This is a genomic window from Butyricicoccus sp. Marseille-Q5471 (assembly GCF_951230135.1).
GTDB lineage: Bacteria > Bacillota > Clostridia > Oscillospirales > Butyricicoccaceae > Agathobaculum.
In genome coordinates this window covers 230857-246998 of sequence record NZ_CATNVC010000002.1, presented here as the reverse complement: position 1 = coordinate 246998, position 16142 = coordinate 230857, and the positions used below count along the sequence as shown (strand labels likewise).

The following is a 16142-nucleotide window of genomic DNA, read 5'->3' as shown; positions in this document are numbered from 1 at the left end:
AACTCCTTCCAAAATCGATCAGTTAAAGGTGTAAAGCTGCTTGTAGCCCGCCTCGGGGTTGGGCGTCAGCACAAAAAACCGCTGGGATGCAAGCGCCTCGGCGTCGCCGCCAAACAGCTTGCAGTAGTCATTGATATAGGGACGGATATCGGCCAGATCGGCTTCGGTCGCTTCGCTGATGCGCACCTGTCGCGGCAGGCCGGTCGGCATATGCTCACATCTTAACACAATTTTGCCGCCATGCATACCCGTGCCGCAGAAATTGTTGACCGGATACGCGCCGTCCTGTCCGATGCCGAGCACCAGAATCAGACCGCCCGCTTGGTACTCGCCGAGGAAGGAGCCTGCCTTGCCGCCGATGATAACAGCAGGGTTTTTATCCTGATAGGCCTTCATGTGGATACCGGCGCGGTAGCCGCAGTTGCCCTCAATAAAGATACGCCCGCCGCGCATGCCGTAGCCGCAGGCGTCTCCGCAGTTGCCGTGGATGATGATGTCGCCGTCGTTCATCGTATCGCCGACGGCCTCCTGCGCGTTGCCGAATACCTCGAGCGTAGAGCCGTTGAGATACTGGCCGAGTCCGTTGCCCGGCGTGCCGTGAATGGTGATGGTTTTGCCGGTCGAGCCGCAGCCGAGATAACGCTGGCCGATTACATGCTCCACCGTAATTTCCTTGTCTGCGGTCGCACGGACCTCTTCATTTACCTGCTTATAGTAGGTCAAATTCGCTTGTACAGTCATCAGTGTGCGCCTCCTAACTGTTTTGCGCGCTCGGCACGGGAGAATGCCATCAGCTGCGGCTTTTCGCGGATGAGGTCAAAGTCGATCGAGGACAGCGGCACCTGCTCGCGGATGAGCGAGGTGTAAATGCCCGCGCGGTCGACCTCGCCAATCAGGATAAAGCCCTTCAAATGGTCGTCCTTGGTGACGAGAAGCTTGTAATTGCCGTCTTCTTCGGTAAGGTACTCCTCTCCCTCGTAAGAACCGGCGGTAATCATGTGCAGTCCCATGAAGCCGGAGGCGTTCATCGGGATGGCCTTGTTGAAGCCGCGGTCGCCGCCCGCCATGTTCATGCCGGCAGTTTCGCCCTGCATGTAGGCGTTGGGCAGGATGGCGAGGATGCGGTCGGTCTCGGCCGCGATGTCGTGGGAGACGGTGCAGTCGCCTGCGGCGTAAATATCCGCAACGGTGGTGGCCGAATGGTCGTTAATCAGGATGCCCCGGTTGACGGCGCAGCCTGCCTCGGCGGCAAGCTCGGTGTTCGGACGAACGCCGACCGCGACGACGAGGATGTCAAACCCGACCGTTTTACCGCTTTTGAGTGTAGCGGAATCGGCAGTGAACTGCTCGACACTGTCCGCAAGCAGAAATTTGACGCCCTTGCTCTCAATATGCTTCTGGATAATAGACGCAGGCTTTTCGGTCAAAACGTTGGGCAGGATGCGGGGCGCGAGGTCGATTACAGTGACCTCGGATACGCGCTGATAGATACCCTCGGCACATTTCAGGCCAATCAGACCCGCACCGACAATCAGCACGCGCTTGTCATTGGCATCACCCAGCATCGTGTCAAGGTGCTTTGCGTCGTCGAGCGTCATAAAGCTGGTCTTGTTTGCAACCTCGTCCAGACCGTTCATCGGTGGGACGAAGGGGCGCGAGCCGGTGCAGACGCACAGCTTATCGTAGGGGACGGTCTCGCCGCTTTCCAGCGCCACGGTTTTGGCGGCAGAATCGATTTGGGAAACGGTCTTGCCGAGCATCGCCGTTACGCCGTTGTCCTCATAAAAGGAGGCCGGGCGATACTGAACCATCTTCTCTTCGGTTGTTTTGCCGAGCAGCAGATAGGAAATCAGCGGACGGCCGTACACGGGATACGGCTCGGAGGAAATGACCGTAATGGGACTTGTTTTATCTACGACGCGGATGCCTTCAATCACGCCGACGGCGGCGGTGCCGTTGCCGATAATCACATAGTTCATGTTGTTCACCTCTCCTCGTATACAATGGCCTTGTTGGGACAACCCTCAACGCACATCGGCTGACCGTGGGAATTTTTCTGGCACAGCTCGCACTTCTGAATCGCGCCTGTGTCACCTGCGGACAACGCGCCGTAGGGGCAGGACAGGATGCAGGTGTAGCAGCCGACACATTTGTCGGAATCAATGTGTACCGCGCCGCTTTCGATCGTCAGCGCACCCGAGATACAGCCCTTGACGCAGAGCGGATCCTCACAGTGGCGGCAGGAAACGGCGAAGGAAATGTTGTTGCGCTCCTCAATCTTAATGCGGGGCGCGATTTTATGATCCCGCAGCGCTTTGACCATCGACGACTTGCCCGAATTGGCGAATGCGCAGTAATATTCGCAAAGGTGGCAGCCGAGACACCATTTTTCGTTGACGTAAACCCTTTTCATGTCCGATTCTCCTCCTTATTCGCCCGCGTGCTTGATGCCGAGAATCTCAAGCTCTTTTTCGTTCAGACCCAGGCCGCGCAGCATCAAACGGTTGCCGCGCAGTGCCTCGATCGAGTTAATGCCCATGCCGCCCATCATCTCTTTGAGCTCATGATCCCACGCGGTGACGAGGTTGACCAGACGCTGAGAGCCGATGTCGGGATTGAGCCGCTTGACCAGCTCGGGACGCTGGGTCGCGATGCCCCAGTTGCACTTGCCGGACTGGCAGGTGCGGCACAGGTGGCAGCCGAGTGCGAGCAGGGCAGAGGTTGCGATGTAGCACGCATCCGCACCGAGCGCGATGGCCTTGAGCAGGTCGGCCGAGTTGCGGATTGAGCCGCCGACAACCACCGAAACCTGATCGCGGATGCCCTCGTCGCGCAGACGCTGGTCGACCGCCGCAAGTGCAAGCTCAATCGGAATACCCACGTTGTCGCGGATGCGGGTCGGAGCCGCGCCCGTGCCGCCGCGGTAGCCGTCGATGCAGATGACGTCCGCGCCCGAGCGGGCAACGCCGGACGCAATCGCCGCAACGTTGTGCACGGCTGCGATTTTGACCATGACAGGCTTCTTGTACTCAGTTGCTTCCTTGAGCGAAAAGACCAGCTGACGCAAATCCTCAATCGAGTAAATATCGTGGTGCGGTGCGGGGGAGATGGCGTCCGTGCCTTCCGGAATCATACGGGTCTTGGAGATATCGGGACCGACCTTAAGACCGGGCAGATGTCCGCCGATGCCGGGCTTTGCGCCCTGACCCATCTTGATTTCGATGGCGGCGCCAGCTTCCAGATAATCCTTATGTACACCGAAGCGGCCGGATGCAACCTGCACAATGGTATGCGGGCCGTACTGATAGAAATCCTCGTGCAGACCGCCCTCGCCGGTGTTGTAATAGGTGCCCAACTCGACAGCTGCGCGGGCAAGGGATGCGTGCGCGTTGTAGGAAATCGAGCCGTAGCTCATTGCGGAGAACATAATCGGCACATTCAGCTCGAGCTGTGGGGTCATATTGGGCACGATGTGTCCGTTTTCGTCACGCTCAATATGGCCGGGCTTCTTGCCGAGGAAAGTCTTGGTCTCCATCGGCTCACGCAGCGGGTCGATGGAAGGGTTGGTCACCTGCGATGCGTTAATCAGGATTTTATCCCAGTAAATCGGAAACGGCTCCGGATTGCCCATCGAGGACAGCAGTACACCGCCCGTGCCTGCCTGTCGGTAGACCTCGGAAATGGCCTTGCCCGTCCAGTTGGCGTTTTCCTTAAAGGTGTGATCGGTCTTGACAATCTTGAGTGCGCGCGTCGGGCAGAGTGAAACGCAGCGGTGGCAGTTGACGCACTTGGATTCATCCGCGGTCATGTAGCCGAAGTCGGGGTCATATTTGTGCACTTCGTTTGCGCACTGTCGTTCGCAGGCGCGGCAGGAAATGCAGCGATCCATATTGCGCACGACCTCATATTCCGGATATAAGAAATCGATAGCCATTAGTTGTTCCCTCCATCATTTAAGGATACGATGACGGCCTCGCCGCCGCGGGGCGCCCAGATGTTGTCAAGCGTGGGTTCGATTGCGCGGATTGCGCATTCCTCGGAAGCGATGTAGACCGAGTCGCCCTTTTCGCCTACAACCATCGAGCGCAGCTTCAAACGATCGTTGAGTGCCATCAGGCCGCCCTCGTAGCCGACGAGGATAGAAAACGGGCCGGTGACCATCAGCGACGCAAAGGCGTTTCGCAGATAGGTCAGGCGTTCGCGCTCGGCGGGTTCCTGCTTTTCAATGGTAGACCAGAACGGAGCGGCAATGACGCGGCTGATTTCCTCCAGCGTCAGGTGCAGCTTGCGGCCGAGGTAGTCGATGATATAGGTGATGACCTCGGTATCGGTCAGCAAATCGCAGGAATAGCCGAACATCTCAATGAAGCGGCGGTTTGCGTCATAAGAGGAGATTTCGCCGTTATGTACCACCGTGGTGTCGAGCAGCGCGAACGGGTGTGCGCCGCCCCACCAGCCGGGGGTGTTGGTCGGATAGCGTCCGTGGCAGGTCCACGAGTACGCCTCGTAGTTTTCCAGCATATAATATTCGCCGACATCCTCCGGAAAGCCGGAGGCCTTGAACACGCCCATGTTCTTGCCGGAGGAGAAAATGTACGCGCCGTCCAGCTCATGGTTGATGCGGATGACAAAGCGGGCTACGTATTCACACTCATCGAGCTGGCTTGCGGTCAGCTTGGTGTTAAGGGGGGAGACGAAATAGCGCCAGATCATCGGCTCATCGGTGATGCGGGGATGACGGCGGGTCGGAATCTTCGAAAGGTTTACAATATCGAAGTGCTTTTCAAGCTGCGCCTCACAGCTTTCCTTTGCCGCCTGCGTATCATAGAACACATGAAAGGCGTAGTAGTCGGCATACTCGGGGTAAATACCGTAGCCGGCGAAGCCGCCGCCCAGGCCGTTGGAACGGTCGTGCATGGTGCGGATGGAATCGATGATGCGTGTGCCGTTCTCTCGCTGGCCGTCCTTGTGGAAGATGCCGGAGATCGCGCAGCCGGCGGGGATACGGACTTGACCTTCTTTTTGTAACATGCTTGCTTCCTCCTTATATGTGGGTCGCTGCTTTTTGCCCTGCCCGGGGGCTTCGCGTAGGAAATGCTTTATATTATAATGTTTTCCACCGCGAATCATTAACAAAATAAAAAGGCGCCCGCCATAGCTGAGGGAGGAAATGCCTGAATCCTCAGCTATGGCGGACGCCTTTGTCCGCTTTTCATTTTATAGTAGGCGGTTGTTCCCGTCAAGCGCATTTATTGCGAATTGTACGATTTTCTGCATGTTGCATAAAAGATAGGCGACAAATAGATACAAATTAACTATCTTGCAATAAATCTTTCAAAAAGAAAAAAAGTGTGCGGCTGAGACTTGACAAAGAAAGGTTCGGTGGATATAATTCAGAGTGTAAACAGCAAAGGCGCTGTGGGAACACGACCCGCAGCGCCGTTTTTTATTTATTTCACTTTGTTGTCCATTTATATTAACATAGTAAGGAGCGATACGTTCTATGAGCACAGCAAGCAACGTCCCCGAGCTGTTCGGCAGCATGGTCTTTAGCGAGACCGTCATGAAGGAACGCCTTCCCAAGGACATCTTCAAGAAACTGAAGAAGACCATGCGCGAGGGTACGGCAATCGACGCCGATGTGGCCGCCGTCGTGGCCACCGCGATGAAGGACTGGGCAGTCAGCAAGGGTGCAACCCACTACACCCACTGGTTCCAGCCGATGACCGGCATCACCGCTGAAAAGCACGACTCGTTCATTTCGCCCACCGATGACGGCGGCGTTATGATGGAGTTCTCGGGCAAGGAGCTCATCAAGGGCGAGCCGGACGCATCCTCCTTCCCCTCGGGCGGTCTGCGCGCCACCTTTGAAGCCCGCGGCTACACCGCATGGGACCCGACGAGCTACGCGTTCGTTAAGGACGGCTCTTTGTACATTCCGACCGCATTCTGTTCGTACACCGGCGAGATTCTTGACAAGAAGACCCCGCTGCTCCGTTCGATGGATGCCATCAGCAAGCAGGCCTGCCGCGTACTCAAGCTGTTCGGCAAGGATGTGAAGCGCATCACCACGACCGTCGGCCCCGAGCAGGAGTATTTCCTGATTAACAAGCATGATTACGCACAGCGCAAGGATCTGATTTTCACCGGCCGCACGCTGTTCGGCGCAAATCCCCCCAAGGGTCAGGAGATGGAGGATCATTACTTCGGTTCGATCCGCCCCCGCGTTGCCGCCTTTATGCAGGAGCTCGATGAGGAGCTGTGGAAGCTCGGTATCTTTGCCAAGACCAAGCATAACGAGGTAGCGCCGGCACAGCACGAGATGGCGCCGGTGTTCACCACCACCAATATTGCAACCGACCACAACCAGCTGACCATGGAGGTCATGAAGCGCGTTGCGCAGAAGCATGACTTCATCTGCCTGATGCACGAGAAGCCGTTCGACGGCGTCAATGGTTCCGGCAAGCACAACAACTGGTCTCTTTCGACCGATGAGGGCGAAAACCTGCTCGAGCCCGGCAAGAGCCCGAGCCAGAACGCGCAGTTCATCCTGTTCCTGACCGCGGTTATCAAGGCTGTGGATGAGTATCAGGATCTGCTCCGCATCTCGGTTGCAAGTGCGGGCAACGACCACCGTCTGGGTGCGAACGAAGCGCCTCCGGCTATCGTTTCCATGTTTATCGGCGACGAGCTGCAGGCTGTTCTCGACGCAATCGAGTCCGGCGCTGATTATACCGATATGACCAAGACCAAGATGAGCCTGGGCGTTCCCGTTCTGCCGTCCATCCCGAAGGATACGACCGACCGCAACCGTACCTCGCCCTTTGCCTTTACCGGCAACAAGTTCGAGTTCCGTATGCTCGGTTCTACCTTTAACATCGCCTGCACAAACATTATGCTCAATACTGCAGTTGCAGAAGAGCTGCGTGTCTTTGCGGATGAGCTGGAGGGCGCAGAGGACTTCCCGGCAGCGATGCTCAAGTTGGTGCAGCGTGAGATTAAGGCGCACAAGCGCATTATCTTCAACGGCAACGGCTATGACGATGCATGGGTAGTCGAGGCGGAAAAGCGCGGTCTGCTCAACTGGAAGTCGACCGACGTTGCACTGCCGCACTACACGGATGAGAAGAACGTCGAGATGTTCGTCAAGCACGGCATATACACACCGACCGAGATGGATTCCCGTGAGGAGACGCTGCTCGAAGAGTACGCGAAGACCCTGCACATCGAGGCGCTGACCATGAGTGATATGGTTCGTCAGGAAATCGTTCCCGCGTGCATTGCGTATGAGAAGGAACTGGCGGGCGCTGTCAAGGATAAGAAGGAAATCGGCATTGCCGGCGGCGCAGAGCAGTCCATGCTGAGCGACATTTCTGCCCTGACAGATACTCTGTACACCAAGTGCACCGCGCTGGAAAAATGCATTGCCGACGTACCGGATGCTTCGCCCGAAGACATCGCGCACTATTATCATGACGTAGTCATTCCTGCAATGGAAGCGGTTCGCGAGCCGGCTGACAAGCTGGAATCCAAGGTCGGCAAGACCTACTGGCCGTTCCCGACTTACTCGGATATCCTGTTCTACGTGTAACACACATTGGCGGTTCTTAATATCTTGTTTGTAAAATAGTTTACAATACACAATGGCGTGTATTTCCTCGTTTCCTGAAAAGGAGCGGCGGAAATACACGCCACATTTATTTTCAGGGGGTTTTACAATGGACATCACAGCACTGGCATCTTCTGTCAACGTAGGCTGGACCTTGATTGCCGCGGCGCTCGTTTTCTTTATGCAGGCGGGCTTTGCAATGGTCGAGACCGGTTTCACCCGTGCCAAGAACGCGGGCAACATCATTATGAAGAATCTGATGGATTTTTCGCTCGGCACGCCGATTTTTTGGATTATCGGGTTTGGCATCATGTTCGGATCGGCCAACGGATTTTTCGGCGGCTTTGACTTCTTCGCCGACGGCGTTGTCGGCGAGGGATTTGACTGGACGACGCTGATTTTCCAGACCGTGTTCTGCGCGACCGCTGCGACGATTGTATCGGGCGCCATGGCGGAGCGCACCAAGTTCTCGTCTTACTGCATTTATTCCATGGTCATTTCGGCCTTAATCTATCCGGTTTCCGGTCACTGGATTTGGGGCGGCGGCTGGCTCTCTGAGCTGGGTTTTCATGATTTTGCAGGTTCCACTGCGGTGCATATGGTTGGCGGCGTTGCGGCGTTTGTCGGCGCGACGATTCTCGGCCCCCGCATCGGCAAGTACACCAAGGATGGCAAGCCGCGCGCGATTCCCGGTCACTCGCTGACGCTCGGCGCACTCGGCGTGTTTATCCTGTGGTTCTGCTGGTTCGGATTTAACGGCGGCTCTACCGTTGCGCTGTCCGACGGCGCAGCCGAAACCGCAGCGCGTGTGTTTGTTACCACCAACCTTGCGGCAGCGGTTGCGACCGTTACCGTTATGTGTATTACCTGGATTCGCTACAAGAAGCCTGACGTTTCGATGACGCTGAACGGTTCGCTGGCCGGTCTGGTCGCCATCACTGCGGGCTGCGATATGGTAACGCCTGCCGGTGCGGCTGCAATCGGCATCATCGCCGGTTTCATCGTGGTATTTGGCATCGAATTTGTTGACCAGAAGCTCAAGGTCGACGATCCGGTCGGTGCGGTTGGTGTACACGGTCTGTGCGGCGCAGGCGGCACGATTCTGACCGGTCTGTTCGCGTACTACAACGGCAATGATATCACACGCGAAGGCCTGTTCTACGGCGGCGGCGCACACATGCTCGGCATCCAGATTCTCGGTGTTGCCGCAGTCATTGCGTGGGTTGCCGTGACCATGACCATCGTGTTTCAGGTCATCAAGCACACCATTGGTCTGCGCGTGACCGAGGCTGAGGAAATTCAGGGTCTGGACGTCAAGGAACATGGCCTGACCTCTGCTTACGCCGATTTCATGCCCGTTGTTCCGAGCGTTATGGGCACGAAGTCCGGTGAAAAGTCCGCGAAGGAGCATGCGCTCTCCGAGCCCGCGGTTGCGGTGGAAAAGGCGGTTCCGGTGATGAAGATTACGACCGAGGGCGGCGAACACAAGCTGTCCAAGGTGGTTATCATCACAAAACAATCCAAGTTTGAGGAACTGAAAAACGCCATGAACGAAATCGGCATTGCCGGCATGACAGTCACCAATGTCATCGGCTGCGGCACGCAGAAGGGCGCCACCGAGTACTACCGCGGTGCGGAGGTCGATGTGACCTTGCTGCCCAAGCTCAAGATGGAGATGGTAGTATCCAAGGTGCCGGTCAGCCTTGTGGTGGACACCGCCAAGAAGGTGCTGTACACCGGACACATCGGTGACGGCAAAATCTTCGTTTACGATGTGGAAAATGTCATCAAGGTCCGTACCGGTGCAGAGGGTTACGACGCGCTCCAGTACGACGATTGATTCTCCAAATGCTGCATACATGTGCGAAAGGATGCTCTTCGGAGCATCCTTTTCTTGCGCTTTTTCGCGGAACATACTATAATGGAAGATGATTTTGAAACGGGAGCAAAGATGATGAAACGATTTTTAGCGGCGCTGCTGCCGCTTTTTTGTCTGACGGCGTGTGCGCCCAAAGCGCAGGAATATTCCACCGACTTTTTCGCAATGAACACCTTTATGCAGGCGCGCGTACTGGGACAGGATGCCCAGCAGACGGCGACCGCAGTCGAGCAGCGCGTCAATGCGCTGGACAAGCTGCTCAGCCGCACGCGGGAGGACAGCGAAATCTATCGCCTGAATCACGCAAACGGTGCAGCGATTGAAACAGAAGCGGCAGCGTACATTGCGCTCGCCCTGCCGCAGATTGAAGCGACGAGCGGCAGCTTTGACCCGACTGTTGCGCCGCTGACCGACCTTTGGGGCATTGGCACAGAGGCCGCACACGTGCCTGCGCAGGAGGAAATCAATCAGGCGATGGCACATGTCGGCTGGGAGAATATTCAGGTAAACGGCAGTCAGGTCACATTGAAAAACGGCGCGGAAATCGACCTTGGCGGCATTGCGAAGGGCGCAGCGGCAGACGAGTGCGCGCAAATCCTGCGGGACGCGGGCAACGAAGGCTTGCTTGCGCTCGGCGGCAATATTTACGCCGTCGGCACCAATAACGGCAAGCCGTGGGTCGTGGGCATCGCCGACCCGGACGATACCGCCGACTACCTTGCGACCGTCGCGGTGCAGGAGCTTTCGGTGGTCACCTCGGGCGATTATGAGCGGTATTTTGAGCAAGACGGCAAGCGGTATCACCATATTTTTAATCCCGCGACCGGCTATCCCGCGGATAGCGGCTTGCGCGGCGTAACCGTGATTGACCAAAGCTCGGTGCGTGCGGATGCAATGACGACCGCTTTGTTTGTGATGGGGTTGGAAAAGGGCATGGCATTCTGCGAGCAGAATGAGATTGCGGCCGTATTTATTACATCGGAAAAAGAGATTTATACAACCTCCAAGGTGTCGGAAATCTGCGAATTCTCCTTTGTGGGCGAAGATAAGGGTTATACCTATGCTTCGTAGGCTCAAATGGGGAGATGCCGTTATCATTGCGGCCGTTCTGCTCGGTGCGGCGGCACTTGCGGTGGTTTTGGCGGTTCAGACGGCGGGCGACCGGCTGTATGCCGAAGTTTGGCGGGGCAGTGAGTTGATTGAGCGGGTGGCGCTGACCGATACGACCGAACAGACCATCGAGGTGGACGGGCATAATACGGTTATTCTCTCCGGAAAAACTGCCCGCATGGCGCAGGCGGATTGTCACGATCAGGTGTGCGTGCGCACGGGAACGCTGACGCATGCGGGGCAGGTCGCAGTCTGCCTGCCGAATAAAATGATTGTGAAATTAGTTGGTGCGTCGAGTGAAGTTGACGTGATTGTATCGTAAAGAGGTGGAATGCATGAAACTCAAACGCTTGACGCTTTGCGGTCTGCTTACCGCCCTTGCAATTGTTCTGTCGATTGCCGAACGTCTGTTTCCGCTTGATGCGGTGATTCCTGTGCCCGGGGTGAAGCTGGGTCTGGCAAATGTTGTGACACTCTTTGCACTGACCCGCCTGCAGCCGCGTGATGCGCTTGCGATTTTGGTTTGCCGCGTCGCGCTGTCCTCGCTGCTGCTCGGCAGCATCACCGGATTTCTGTTTTCGATGACAGGAGGGCTGCTGTCACTCCTCGTCATGCAGGCGCTGCTGCATATCGAGGGACGCTTCTGCTCGCTCTTGGGTGTCAGCGTGGCAGGTGCGGCGGCGCATAACATCGGTCAAATTATTGCCGCGATCTTCTGGATGGGGACGGGTGCGGTGATTGCTTATCTGCCGTTCCTGTTGGTGATGGCGGTGCCGCTTGGTCTTGTGACCGGCCTCACCTGCTCGGTCGCGCTGTCACATTTGAAAAAAATAAATTTTAGCGTATAAAGTGAAAAAAGCCTCCCATACTATGAGCAAACACGCAAGGAGGAAATGCAATGAAAACGCTTATCGCTATGCTGGCGCTGTTGGCCATGTTGACCGGCTGCGGCTGCACAAACACGGCAACTACCCCGAATGATACTGGAAACAATGGTACAACCAACGGTACGACCAACGGCACGACCAATGGCACCGCCAACAACGCCGGCACCACCGACGGTACGCTGGGCGGCAATGTTGAGCAGGATTTGAATGACGCAGGCAATGCAGTTGCAAACGGCGCTAAGGACGTTGGCGATGCAGTAACCGGTCAGAATGATCGCGCTAACACCAATAACACGACGGACAAAGGTACAGGTGTAACGACTGAGAACAACACGGTCGTTCCGTAAATAGAGACTCAAAAAAACAGCTTTCAAACGAAAGCTGTTTTTTTATGCCGATAAAAAGCGGACGGGATGAACCGTCCGCTTTGTGTTATACCTGCGTTGTAAAAATTTGATAGCCCTGCTTGTTCAGGTTGTCAATCAGGCGCTTGGCATGCTCTACACCGCCGACCTCGCATACAACCTGAATGATGGCTTCGCCGATGTCCAAATCCGCTTGTACGCGGTCGTGCTGGAACAGAATAATGTTCGCATTCTGTTCAGCGACCAGATGAGCGAAGCGCTCCAGTGCGCCGGGTGCGTCAGGCATGACTGTGGAGAACTTCAGGTGACGGCAGCGAGTGACCAGACCCTTTTCCACAATCTTGTGGATAAAGGATACATCAATATTGCCACCCGAGAGGATGCAGACAACTTTTTTGCCCTTGATATCGACCTTGCTGCCAAGCACGGCTGCAAGAGAGGCTGCGCCGGAGGTCTCAACGACCTGCTTGGTGCGTTCGAGCAGCAACAGTACGGTGGAGGCGATTTCGGCATCGGATACAGTGACCACGCGGTCAACATACTGCTTGATGTATTCAAAGGTAGTCGTGCCGGGGGTCTTGACCGCGATGCCGTCCGCAATGGTGCGCACGGTTTCGGAAGGTGTCAGCTCACCTACACGGAGCGAATTGGCGACCGCAGGCGCACCCTCTGCCTGCACACCGATAATCTGAATGCGGGGATTAATCTGCTTGGCGCAGGCTGCAACGCCCGAAATCAGGCCGCCGCCGCCGACTGGTACGAAAATCATATCGACAAACGGCAGATCGCGCAGGATTTCCAGTGCAATGGTGCCCTGACCGGCCATGACATCCTCGTCGTCAAACGGATGGATGAATTCGGCGCCGGTTTCTTCGCAGATTTCGCAGGCGCGGGCATAGGCTTCATCATAAATATTGCCGGCCAGCACGACCTCGGCGCCATAGCCCTGCGTGGCAGAAACCTTGGCAATCGGGGTGGAGCGGGGCATGACGATGGTGGACGGCACGCCGATTGAGCTTGCCGCGAAGGCCACGCCCTGCGCGTGGTTGCCCGCGGAGGAAGCAACGACGGCCTTAAGCCCGCCCTCGGCATAGCGCTTCATGATTTTGTTAAACGCGCCACGCACCTTAAAAGAGCCGGTCTTCTGCTGGTTTTCATATTTTAAATAAACTTCGGCCCCGGTCATATCCGAAAAGGTGTGCGAGGTCGAAAGCGGAATGTCATGGATGACGTTTTTCAGCCGATCCTCGGCCGCTTCAAAATCCTTTAATGATAGCATGATTTCTCTCCAATTATCATAGTACTTTTTATCTTAGCACCATTTTAGCAGGTTTGCAAGAAAAAAGGAGGCACTGTCCGGCAGGACAAATAAAGGAGAAAGATGTGTTGCCATTCCGCAGGGGCTTTGTTATACTTGTAACATAGATAAAGTGTGCGATGGAGGAAAAGGCATGGACGAGCAAAACACAGGCTTTCGCAGTGCGGTCTTCGGCGGATTTAAGCGCGAAGATGTGCTGCGCTACATAGAAGAGGTCGATCGGCGGTATTTTGAGCAGACGGACACCATGCAGAAGCAGCTGACCGAGTCGCAGAATGCGCTGCAGGAACTGCGCGAGCAGAATGCACTGCTGACGGAGAAAAACGCCGAGTTGCTCGAACGGTTGGGCGAAATGACGCTGGACGCTGACAAGGTGCGTACACAGCTTGACCAGATTGAAAACGGCTTTACGCTGCAAACCACCGAAATCGAGGCGCAGAGCGCCCGCGCCACCGCACTGGCGGAGGAAAATGAGCGCCTTGCCGGAGAAAATGAGCGGTTGAGCGCGCGCTGCGGCGAATATGAGGCGAGCAAGGAAAAAATCGCCGAGATGGAGCTTTCCGCCTATCGCCGCGCCAAGCAAATCGAAGAGGACGCAAAGCATGAGCTGCATAAGCTGCGCCGGCAGTCGATGGAGCTGATCAGCGAGGTCAAGCATCAGCTGGATGCAACAAAGGAAAACTACCGCGCCGTGCTGTCGCGCAGCCAAGCCGAGTCGGCTGAAATGGCACGCAAGGCGGGAGAGGTGCTCGGTGAACTAGACCGCATCAGCGGCACGCTGGGCAAATCCGAGCCGCCGATCAGCGAGACGGGCGTCAAGAACAAGAACGGCCTGCGGGACGTTCTCAATAACCTGCGCCCGAAAACGGAGGAATAAGCATGGCACATTACGATTTAAAGACCGAACAGCTCAAGGAAATGGCATCCCGTCTGCGAGCGGGTGATACAGTCACGCTGACCGGTATGGTCTATACCGCGCGCGACGCGGCGCACAAGAGAATTGTCGCAGCGATGGACGCGGGAGAAAGCCTGCCGTTTGATTTGGACGGCGCGGCGATTTACTATGCCGGCCCGACGCCGGCGAAGCCGGGACAGGTCATTGGTTCGGTCGGCCCGACTACCTCGGGGCGTATGGATCCGTTTGCACCACGGCTGCTGGATGCGGGCCTGAGCTGCATGATTGGCAAGGGCGTGCGCAGTCAGGCGGTTCAGGATGCAATGGCGCGTAACGGCGGGGTGTACATGGTCGCAATCGGCGGTGCGGGTGCAGCCAAGGCGGCAAGCATCAAGAACGTCGAGGTCATCGCGTATGACGAGCTGGGCTGTGAGTCGGTCAAGCGGCTGACGGTCGAGAATTTTACAGCCATCGTGTCGCAGGATTGCGTAGGCGGCAACCTGTATCGCGAGGGCGTAGAAGCTTATAAAAAGCAAGGGGATTAGGGGATTAAAGGATATCCTGTGAGAGGGATAGGGAGGATATAATTCAGTGCGCAAGTTTGAAACCGATGTACAACTGCTCAAGTACCGCGTGCTCAAAGAGGTTGCGGCGCGCGCGTATGACGGCAATTTAATGGAAAGCTACTACGAGATTCCCAAAATCATTTCACCCGGCCCCAAGGCGACCATGCGGTGCTGCATTTACAAGGAGCGCGCAATCGCACAGGAGCGTGTGAGACTGGCGATGGGCGGTGATCGCCGCAACCCGAATGTGATTGAGGTCATTCCGATTGCTTGCGATGAATGCCCGGTCGAACGGTATCAGGTCAGCGAATCGTGCCGCGGCTGTATTTCACAGCGCTGCATCAAGAACTGCCCGAAGAACGCCATCACCAAGTCCAAGAGCGGCAGGGCCATCATTGATCCTGATGCCTGCATCGAATGCGGCAAGTGCGCTAAGGTTTGCCCCTATGGAGCAATTACCGAGCATGTGCGTCCCTGCGAACGCGCATGCAAGGTGGGCGCAATCAAGATGAATGAGGAAAAGAAGGCGGGCATCGAACTGGATAAGTGCATCGCCTGCGGCGCGTGCGTCTATCAGTGCCCGTTCGGCGCGATTATGGACAAATCCTTCATGGTTGACGCAATCAATATCATCAAGAACGCGCGGGGCGGTGAAAACTATCGCACGGTTGCAATTGTCGCGCCTGCGCTGGCGGCACAGTTTGAGGATGGCAGCCTGGGGCAGGTCGTGAGCGGTATCCGCGCACTCGGTATCGACTACGTGGTAGAGGCTGCGGTGGGTGCGGATATGGTGGCCTCCAAGGAGACGGATGAACTGGTCGAAAAGGGATTTCTGACCTCGTCCTGCTGCCCGGCGTTCGTTGATTACATTCAGAAACAAGTGCCGGAGCTTGCCGGCAAGATTTCACATAATCTATCACCGATGGCGGAGCTTGGCCGGTATGTTAAGGTCAACGCAGAAATGCCGGTCAAAACGATTTTCATCGGCCCGTGCACGGCGAAAAAGGCCGAGCAGCGCAAACCGACCGTTGACCTGTGGATTGACTGCGTAATTACCTTTGAGGAACTGCAGGCAATGCTTGACGCCAAGGAAATCGACATGTCGGTCATGGATGAAACCGCCATGGCGGACGCTTCTCCGTGGGGTCGTATTTTCGGTCGTTCCGGCGGCTTGACGGAAGCGGTGCTCGAAGCCGCCCGCGAGAAGGGTCTGGATTTTGAGGTCAAGGCGGAGGTCTGCGACGGTATCGAGGCCTGCAAGCTTGCGCTGCTTAAGGCCAAAGCGGGCAAGCTGGACAAGAACTTCATTGAGGGCATGGCCTGCGTCGGCGGCTGTGTGGGCGGCGCGGCAAGTCTCAACCACGAGCCGAAGAGCCGCATGAAGGTCGATAAGTACGGAGAGAAGGCTGAAAACCGGGAAATCAAGACCGCACTCCAGAATTACAAAGTTCAAGTGTAAAGCGAAACGCACAGAACACACATAAAACGCCCCCTTCGGACATATCTTTGATTG

15 protein-coding genes are annotated in these 16142 nt (G+C 56.3%); 9 read left to right on the top strand and 6 right to left on the bottom strand.

Annotated features, from left to right (window positions below):
• Nucleotides 1–18: 18 nt before the first annotated feature.
• The 5 genes from QOX26_RS03700 to QOX26_RS03680 are packed head-to-tail and all read right to left on the bottom strand — an operon-like array spanning nt 19 to nt 5031.
• The gene (locus QOX26_RS03700; protein WP_283673538.1) at nt 19–741 is read right to left on the bottom strand and encodes a glutamate synthase; all 723 of its coding nucleotides are present in this window, start codon (nt 739–741) and stop codon (nt 19–21) included.
• The gene (locus QOX26_RS03695) at nt 741–1979 is read right to left on the bottom strand and encodes an NAD(P)/FAD-dependent oxidoreductase (protein ID WP_283673537.1); all 1239 of its coding nucleotides are present in this window, start codon (nt 1977–1979) and stop codon (nt 741–743) included. The genes QOX26_RS03700 and QOX26_RS03695 overlap by 1 nt, the downstream gene beginning before the upstream one ends.
• Before the next feature lie 5 nt (nt 1980–1984).
• Nucleotides 1985–2413: a 4Fe-4S dicluster domain-containing protein gene (locus QOX26_RS03690; RefSeq protein WP_283673536.1), complete on the bottom strand. Its 429-nt coding sequence runs from the start codon at nt 2411–2413 to the stop codon at nt 1985–1987.
• A gap of 15 nt (nt 2414–2428) precedes the next feature.
• Nucleotides 2429–3934 carry a glutamate synthase-related protein gene (locus tag QOX26_RS03685; RefSeq protein WP_283673535.1) on the bottom strand — a complete coding sequence of 502 codons (1506 nt, stop codon included), beginning with the start codon at nt 3932–3934 and terminating at the stop codon, nt 2429–2431.
• A complete protein-coding gene (locus tag QOX26_RS03680) occupies nt 3934–5031 on the bottom strand; it encodes a class II glutamine amidotransferase (RefSeq protein ID WP_283673534.1) in 1098 nt (365 codons plus the stop codon). Before QOX26_RS03680 ends, QOX26_RS03685 begins: the two co-directional genes overlap by 1 nt.
• 472 nt (nt 5032–5503) lie before the next feature.
• Between QOX26_RS03680 and QOX26_RS03675 the strand changes: the two genes are divergently transcribed.
• The 6 genes from QOX26_RS03675 (at nt 5504) to QOX26_RS03650 (ending at nt 11832) form a co-directional block, all read left to right on the top strand.
• Nucleotides 5504–7591: a glutamine synthetase III family protein gene (locus tag QOX26_RS03675; protein ID WP_283673533.1), complete on the top strand. Its 2088-nt coding sequence runs from the start codon at nt 5504–5506 to the stop codon at nt 7589–7591.
• A gap of 127 nt (nt 7592–7718) precedes the next feature.
• Nucleotides 7719–9449 carry an ammonium transporter gene (locus QOX26_RS03670; RefSeq protein WP_283673532.1) on the top strand — a complete coding sequence of 577 codons (1731 nt, stop codon included), beginning with the start codon at nt 7719–7721 and terminating at the stop codon, nt 9447–9449.
• A gap of 114 nt (nt 9450–9563) precedes the next feature.
• Entirely contained in the window at nt 9564–10559 is a 996-nt protein-coding gene (locus QOX26_RS03665) for an FAD:protein FMN transferase (protein WP_283673531.1), read from the top strand.
• On the top strand, nt 10549–10920 hold the full coding sequence (locus QOX26_RS03660) for a NusG domain II-containing protein (protein WP_283673530.1): 372 nt from the start codon (nt 10549–10551) through the stop codon (nt 10918–10920). Before QOX26_RS03665 ends, QOX26_RS03660 begins: the two co-directional genes overlap by 11 nt.
• A gap of 13 nt (nt 10921–10933) precedes the next feature.
• Nucleotides 10934–11446 carry a Gx transporter family protein gene (locus QOX26_RS03655; protein ID WP_283673529.1) on the top strand — a complete coding sequence of 171 codons (513 nt, stop codon included), beginning with the start codon at nt 10934–10936 and terminating at the stop codon, nt 11444–11446.
• A 50-nt stretch (nt 11447–11496) separates the two neighbouring features.
• On the top strand, nt 11497–11832 hold the full coding sequence (locus QOX26_RS03650) for a hypothetical protein (protein ID WP_283673528.1): 336 nt from the start codon (nt 11497–11499) through the stop codon (nt 11830–11832).
• A gap of 85 nt (nt 11833–11917) precedes the next feature.
• Here QOX26_RS03650 and ilvA read toward each other — a convergent pair whose 3' ends face one another.
• Nucleotides 11918–13129 carry a threonine ammonia-lyase gene (gene ilvA / locus QOX26_RS03645; protein ID WP_283673527.1) on the bottom strand — a complete coding sequence of 404 codons (1212 nt, stop codon included), beginning with the start codon at nt 13127–13129 and terminating at the stop codon, nt 11918–11920.
• Nucleotides 13130–13301: 172 nt separating this feature from the next.
• On the opposite strand from ilvA, the gene QOX26_RS03640 reads away from it, so the two are divergent.
• The 3 genes from QOX26_RS03640 to QOX26_RS03630 are packed head-to-tail and all read left to right on the top strand — an operon-like array spanning nt 13302 to nt 16088.
• Complete coding sequence (locus QOX26_RS03640; RefSeq protein ID WP_283673526.1) at nt 13302–14045, top strand: hypothetical protein; 744 nt, start codon at nt 13302–13304, stop codon at nt 14043–14045.
• 2 nt (nt 14046–14047) lie between these two features.
• Nucleotides 14048–14608, top strand: a complete 561-nt coding sequence (locus QOX26_RS03635; protein ID WP_283673525.1) for a FumA C-terminus/TtdB family hydratase beta subunit — start codon at nt 14048–14050, stop codon at nt 14606–14608.
• Nucleotides 14609–14654: 46 nt separating this feature from the next.
• Nucleotides 14655–16088: a 4Fe-4S dicluster domain-containing protein gene (locus QOX26_RS03630; RefSeq protein WP_283673524.1), complete on the top strand. Its 1434-nt coding sequence runs from the start codon at nt 14655–14657 to the stop codon at nt 16086–16088.
• The last annotated feature ends 54 nt before the right edge of the window (nt 16089–16142 follow it).

Excerpts from the sequence above, each read along its gene's own strand:
- QOX26_RS03690 (WP_283673536.1), bottom strand. The coding sequence starts at position 2,413 with ATGAAAAGGGTTTACGTCAACGAAAAATGGTGTCTCGGCTGCCACCTT.
- QOX26_RS03670 (WP_283673532.1), top strand. The coding sequence starts at position 7,719 with ATGGACATCACAGCACTGGCATCTTCTGTCAACGTAGGCTGGACCTTG.
- QOX26_RS03665 (WP_283673531.1), top strand. The coding sequence starts at position 9,564 with ATGAAACGATTTTTAGCGGCGCTGCTGCCGCTTTTTTGTCTGACGGCG.
- QOX26_RS03660 (WP_283673530.1), top strand. The coding sequence starts at position 10,549 with ATGCTTCGTAGGCTCAAATGGGGAGATGCCGTTATCATTGCGGCCGTT.
- QOX26_RS03655 (WP_283673529.1), top strand. The coding sequence starts at position 10,934 with ATGAAACTCAAACGCTTGACGCTTTGCGGTCTGCTTACCGCCCTTGCA.
- QOX26_RS03700 (WP_283673538.1), bottom strand. The coding sequence starts at position 741 with ATGACTGTACAAGCGAATTTGACCTACTATAAGCAGGTAAATGAAGAG.
- QOX26_RS03680 (WP_283673534.1), bottom strand. The coding sequence starts at position 5,031 with ATGTTACAAAAAGAAGGTCAAGTCCGTATCCCCGCCGGCTGCGCGATC.
- ilvA (WP_283673527.1), bottom strand. The coding sequence starts at position 13,129 with ATGCTATCATTAAAGGATTTTGAAGCGGCCGAGGATCGGCTGAAAAAC.
- QOX26_RS03695 (WP_283673537.1), bottom strand. The coding sequence starts at position 1,979 with ATGAACTATGTGATTATCGGCAACGGCACCGCCGCCGTCGGCGTGATT.
- QOX26_RS03675 (WP_283673533.1), top strand. The coding sequence starts at position 5,504 with ATGAGCACAGCAAGCAACGTCCCCGAGCTGTTCGGCAGCATGGTCTTT.
- QOX26_RS03650 (WP_283673528.1), top strand. The coding sequence starts at position 11,497 with ATGAAAACGCTTATCGCTATGCTGGCGCTGTTGGCCATGTTGACCGGC.
- QOX26_RS03635 (WP_283673525.1), top strand. The coding sequence starts at position 14,048 with ATGGCACATTACGATTTAAAGACCGAACAGCTCAAGGAAATGGCATCC.
- QOX26_RS03685 (WP_283673535.1), bottom strand. The coding sequence starts at position 3,934 with ATGGCTATCGATTTCTTATATCCGGAATATGAGGTCGTGCGCAATATG.
- QOX26_RS03640 (WP_283673526.1), top strand. The coding sequence starts at position 13,302 with ATGGACGAGCAAAACACAGGCTTTCGCAGTGCGGTCTTCGGCGGATTT.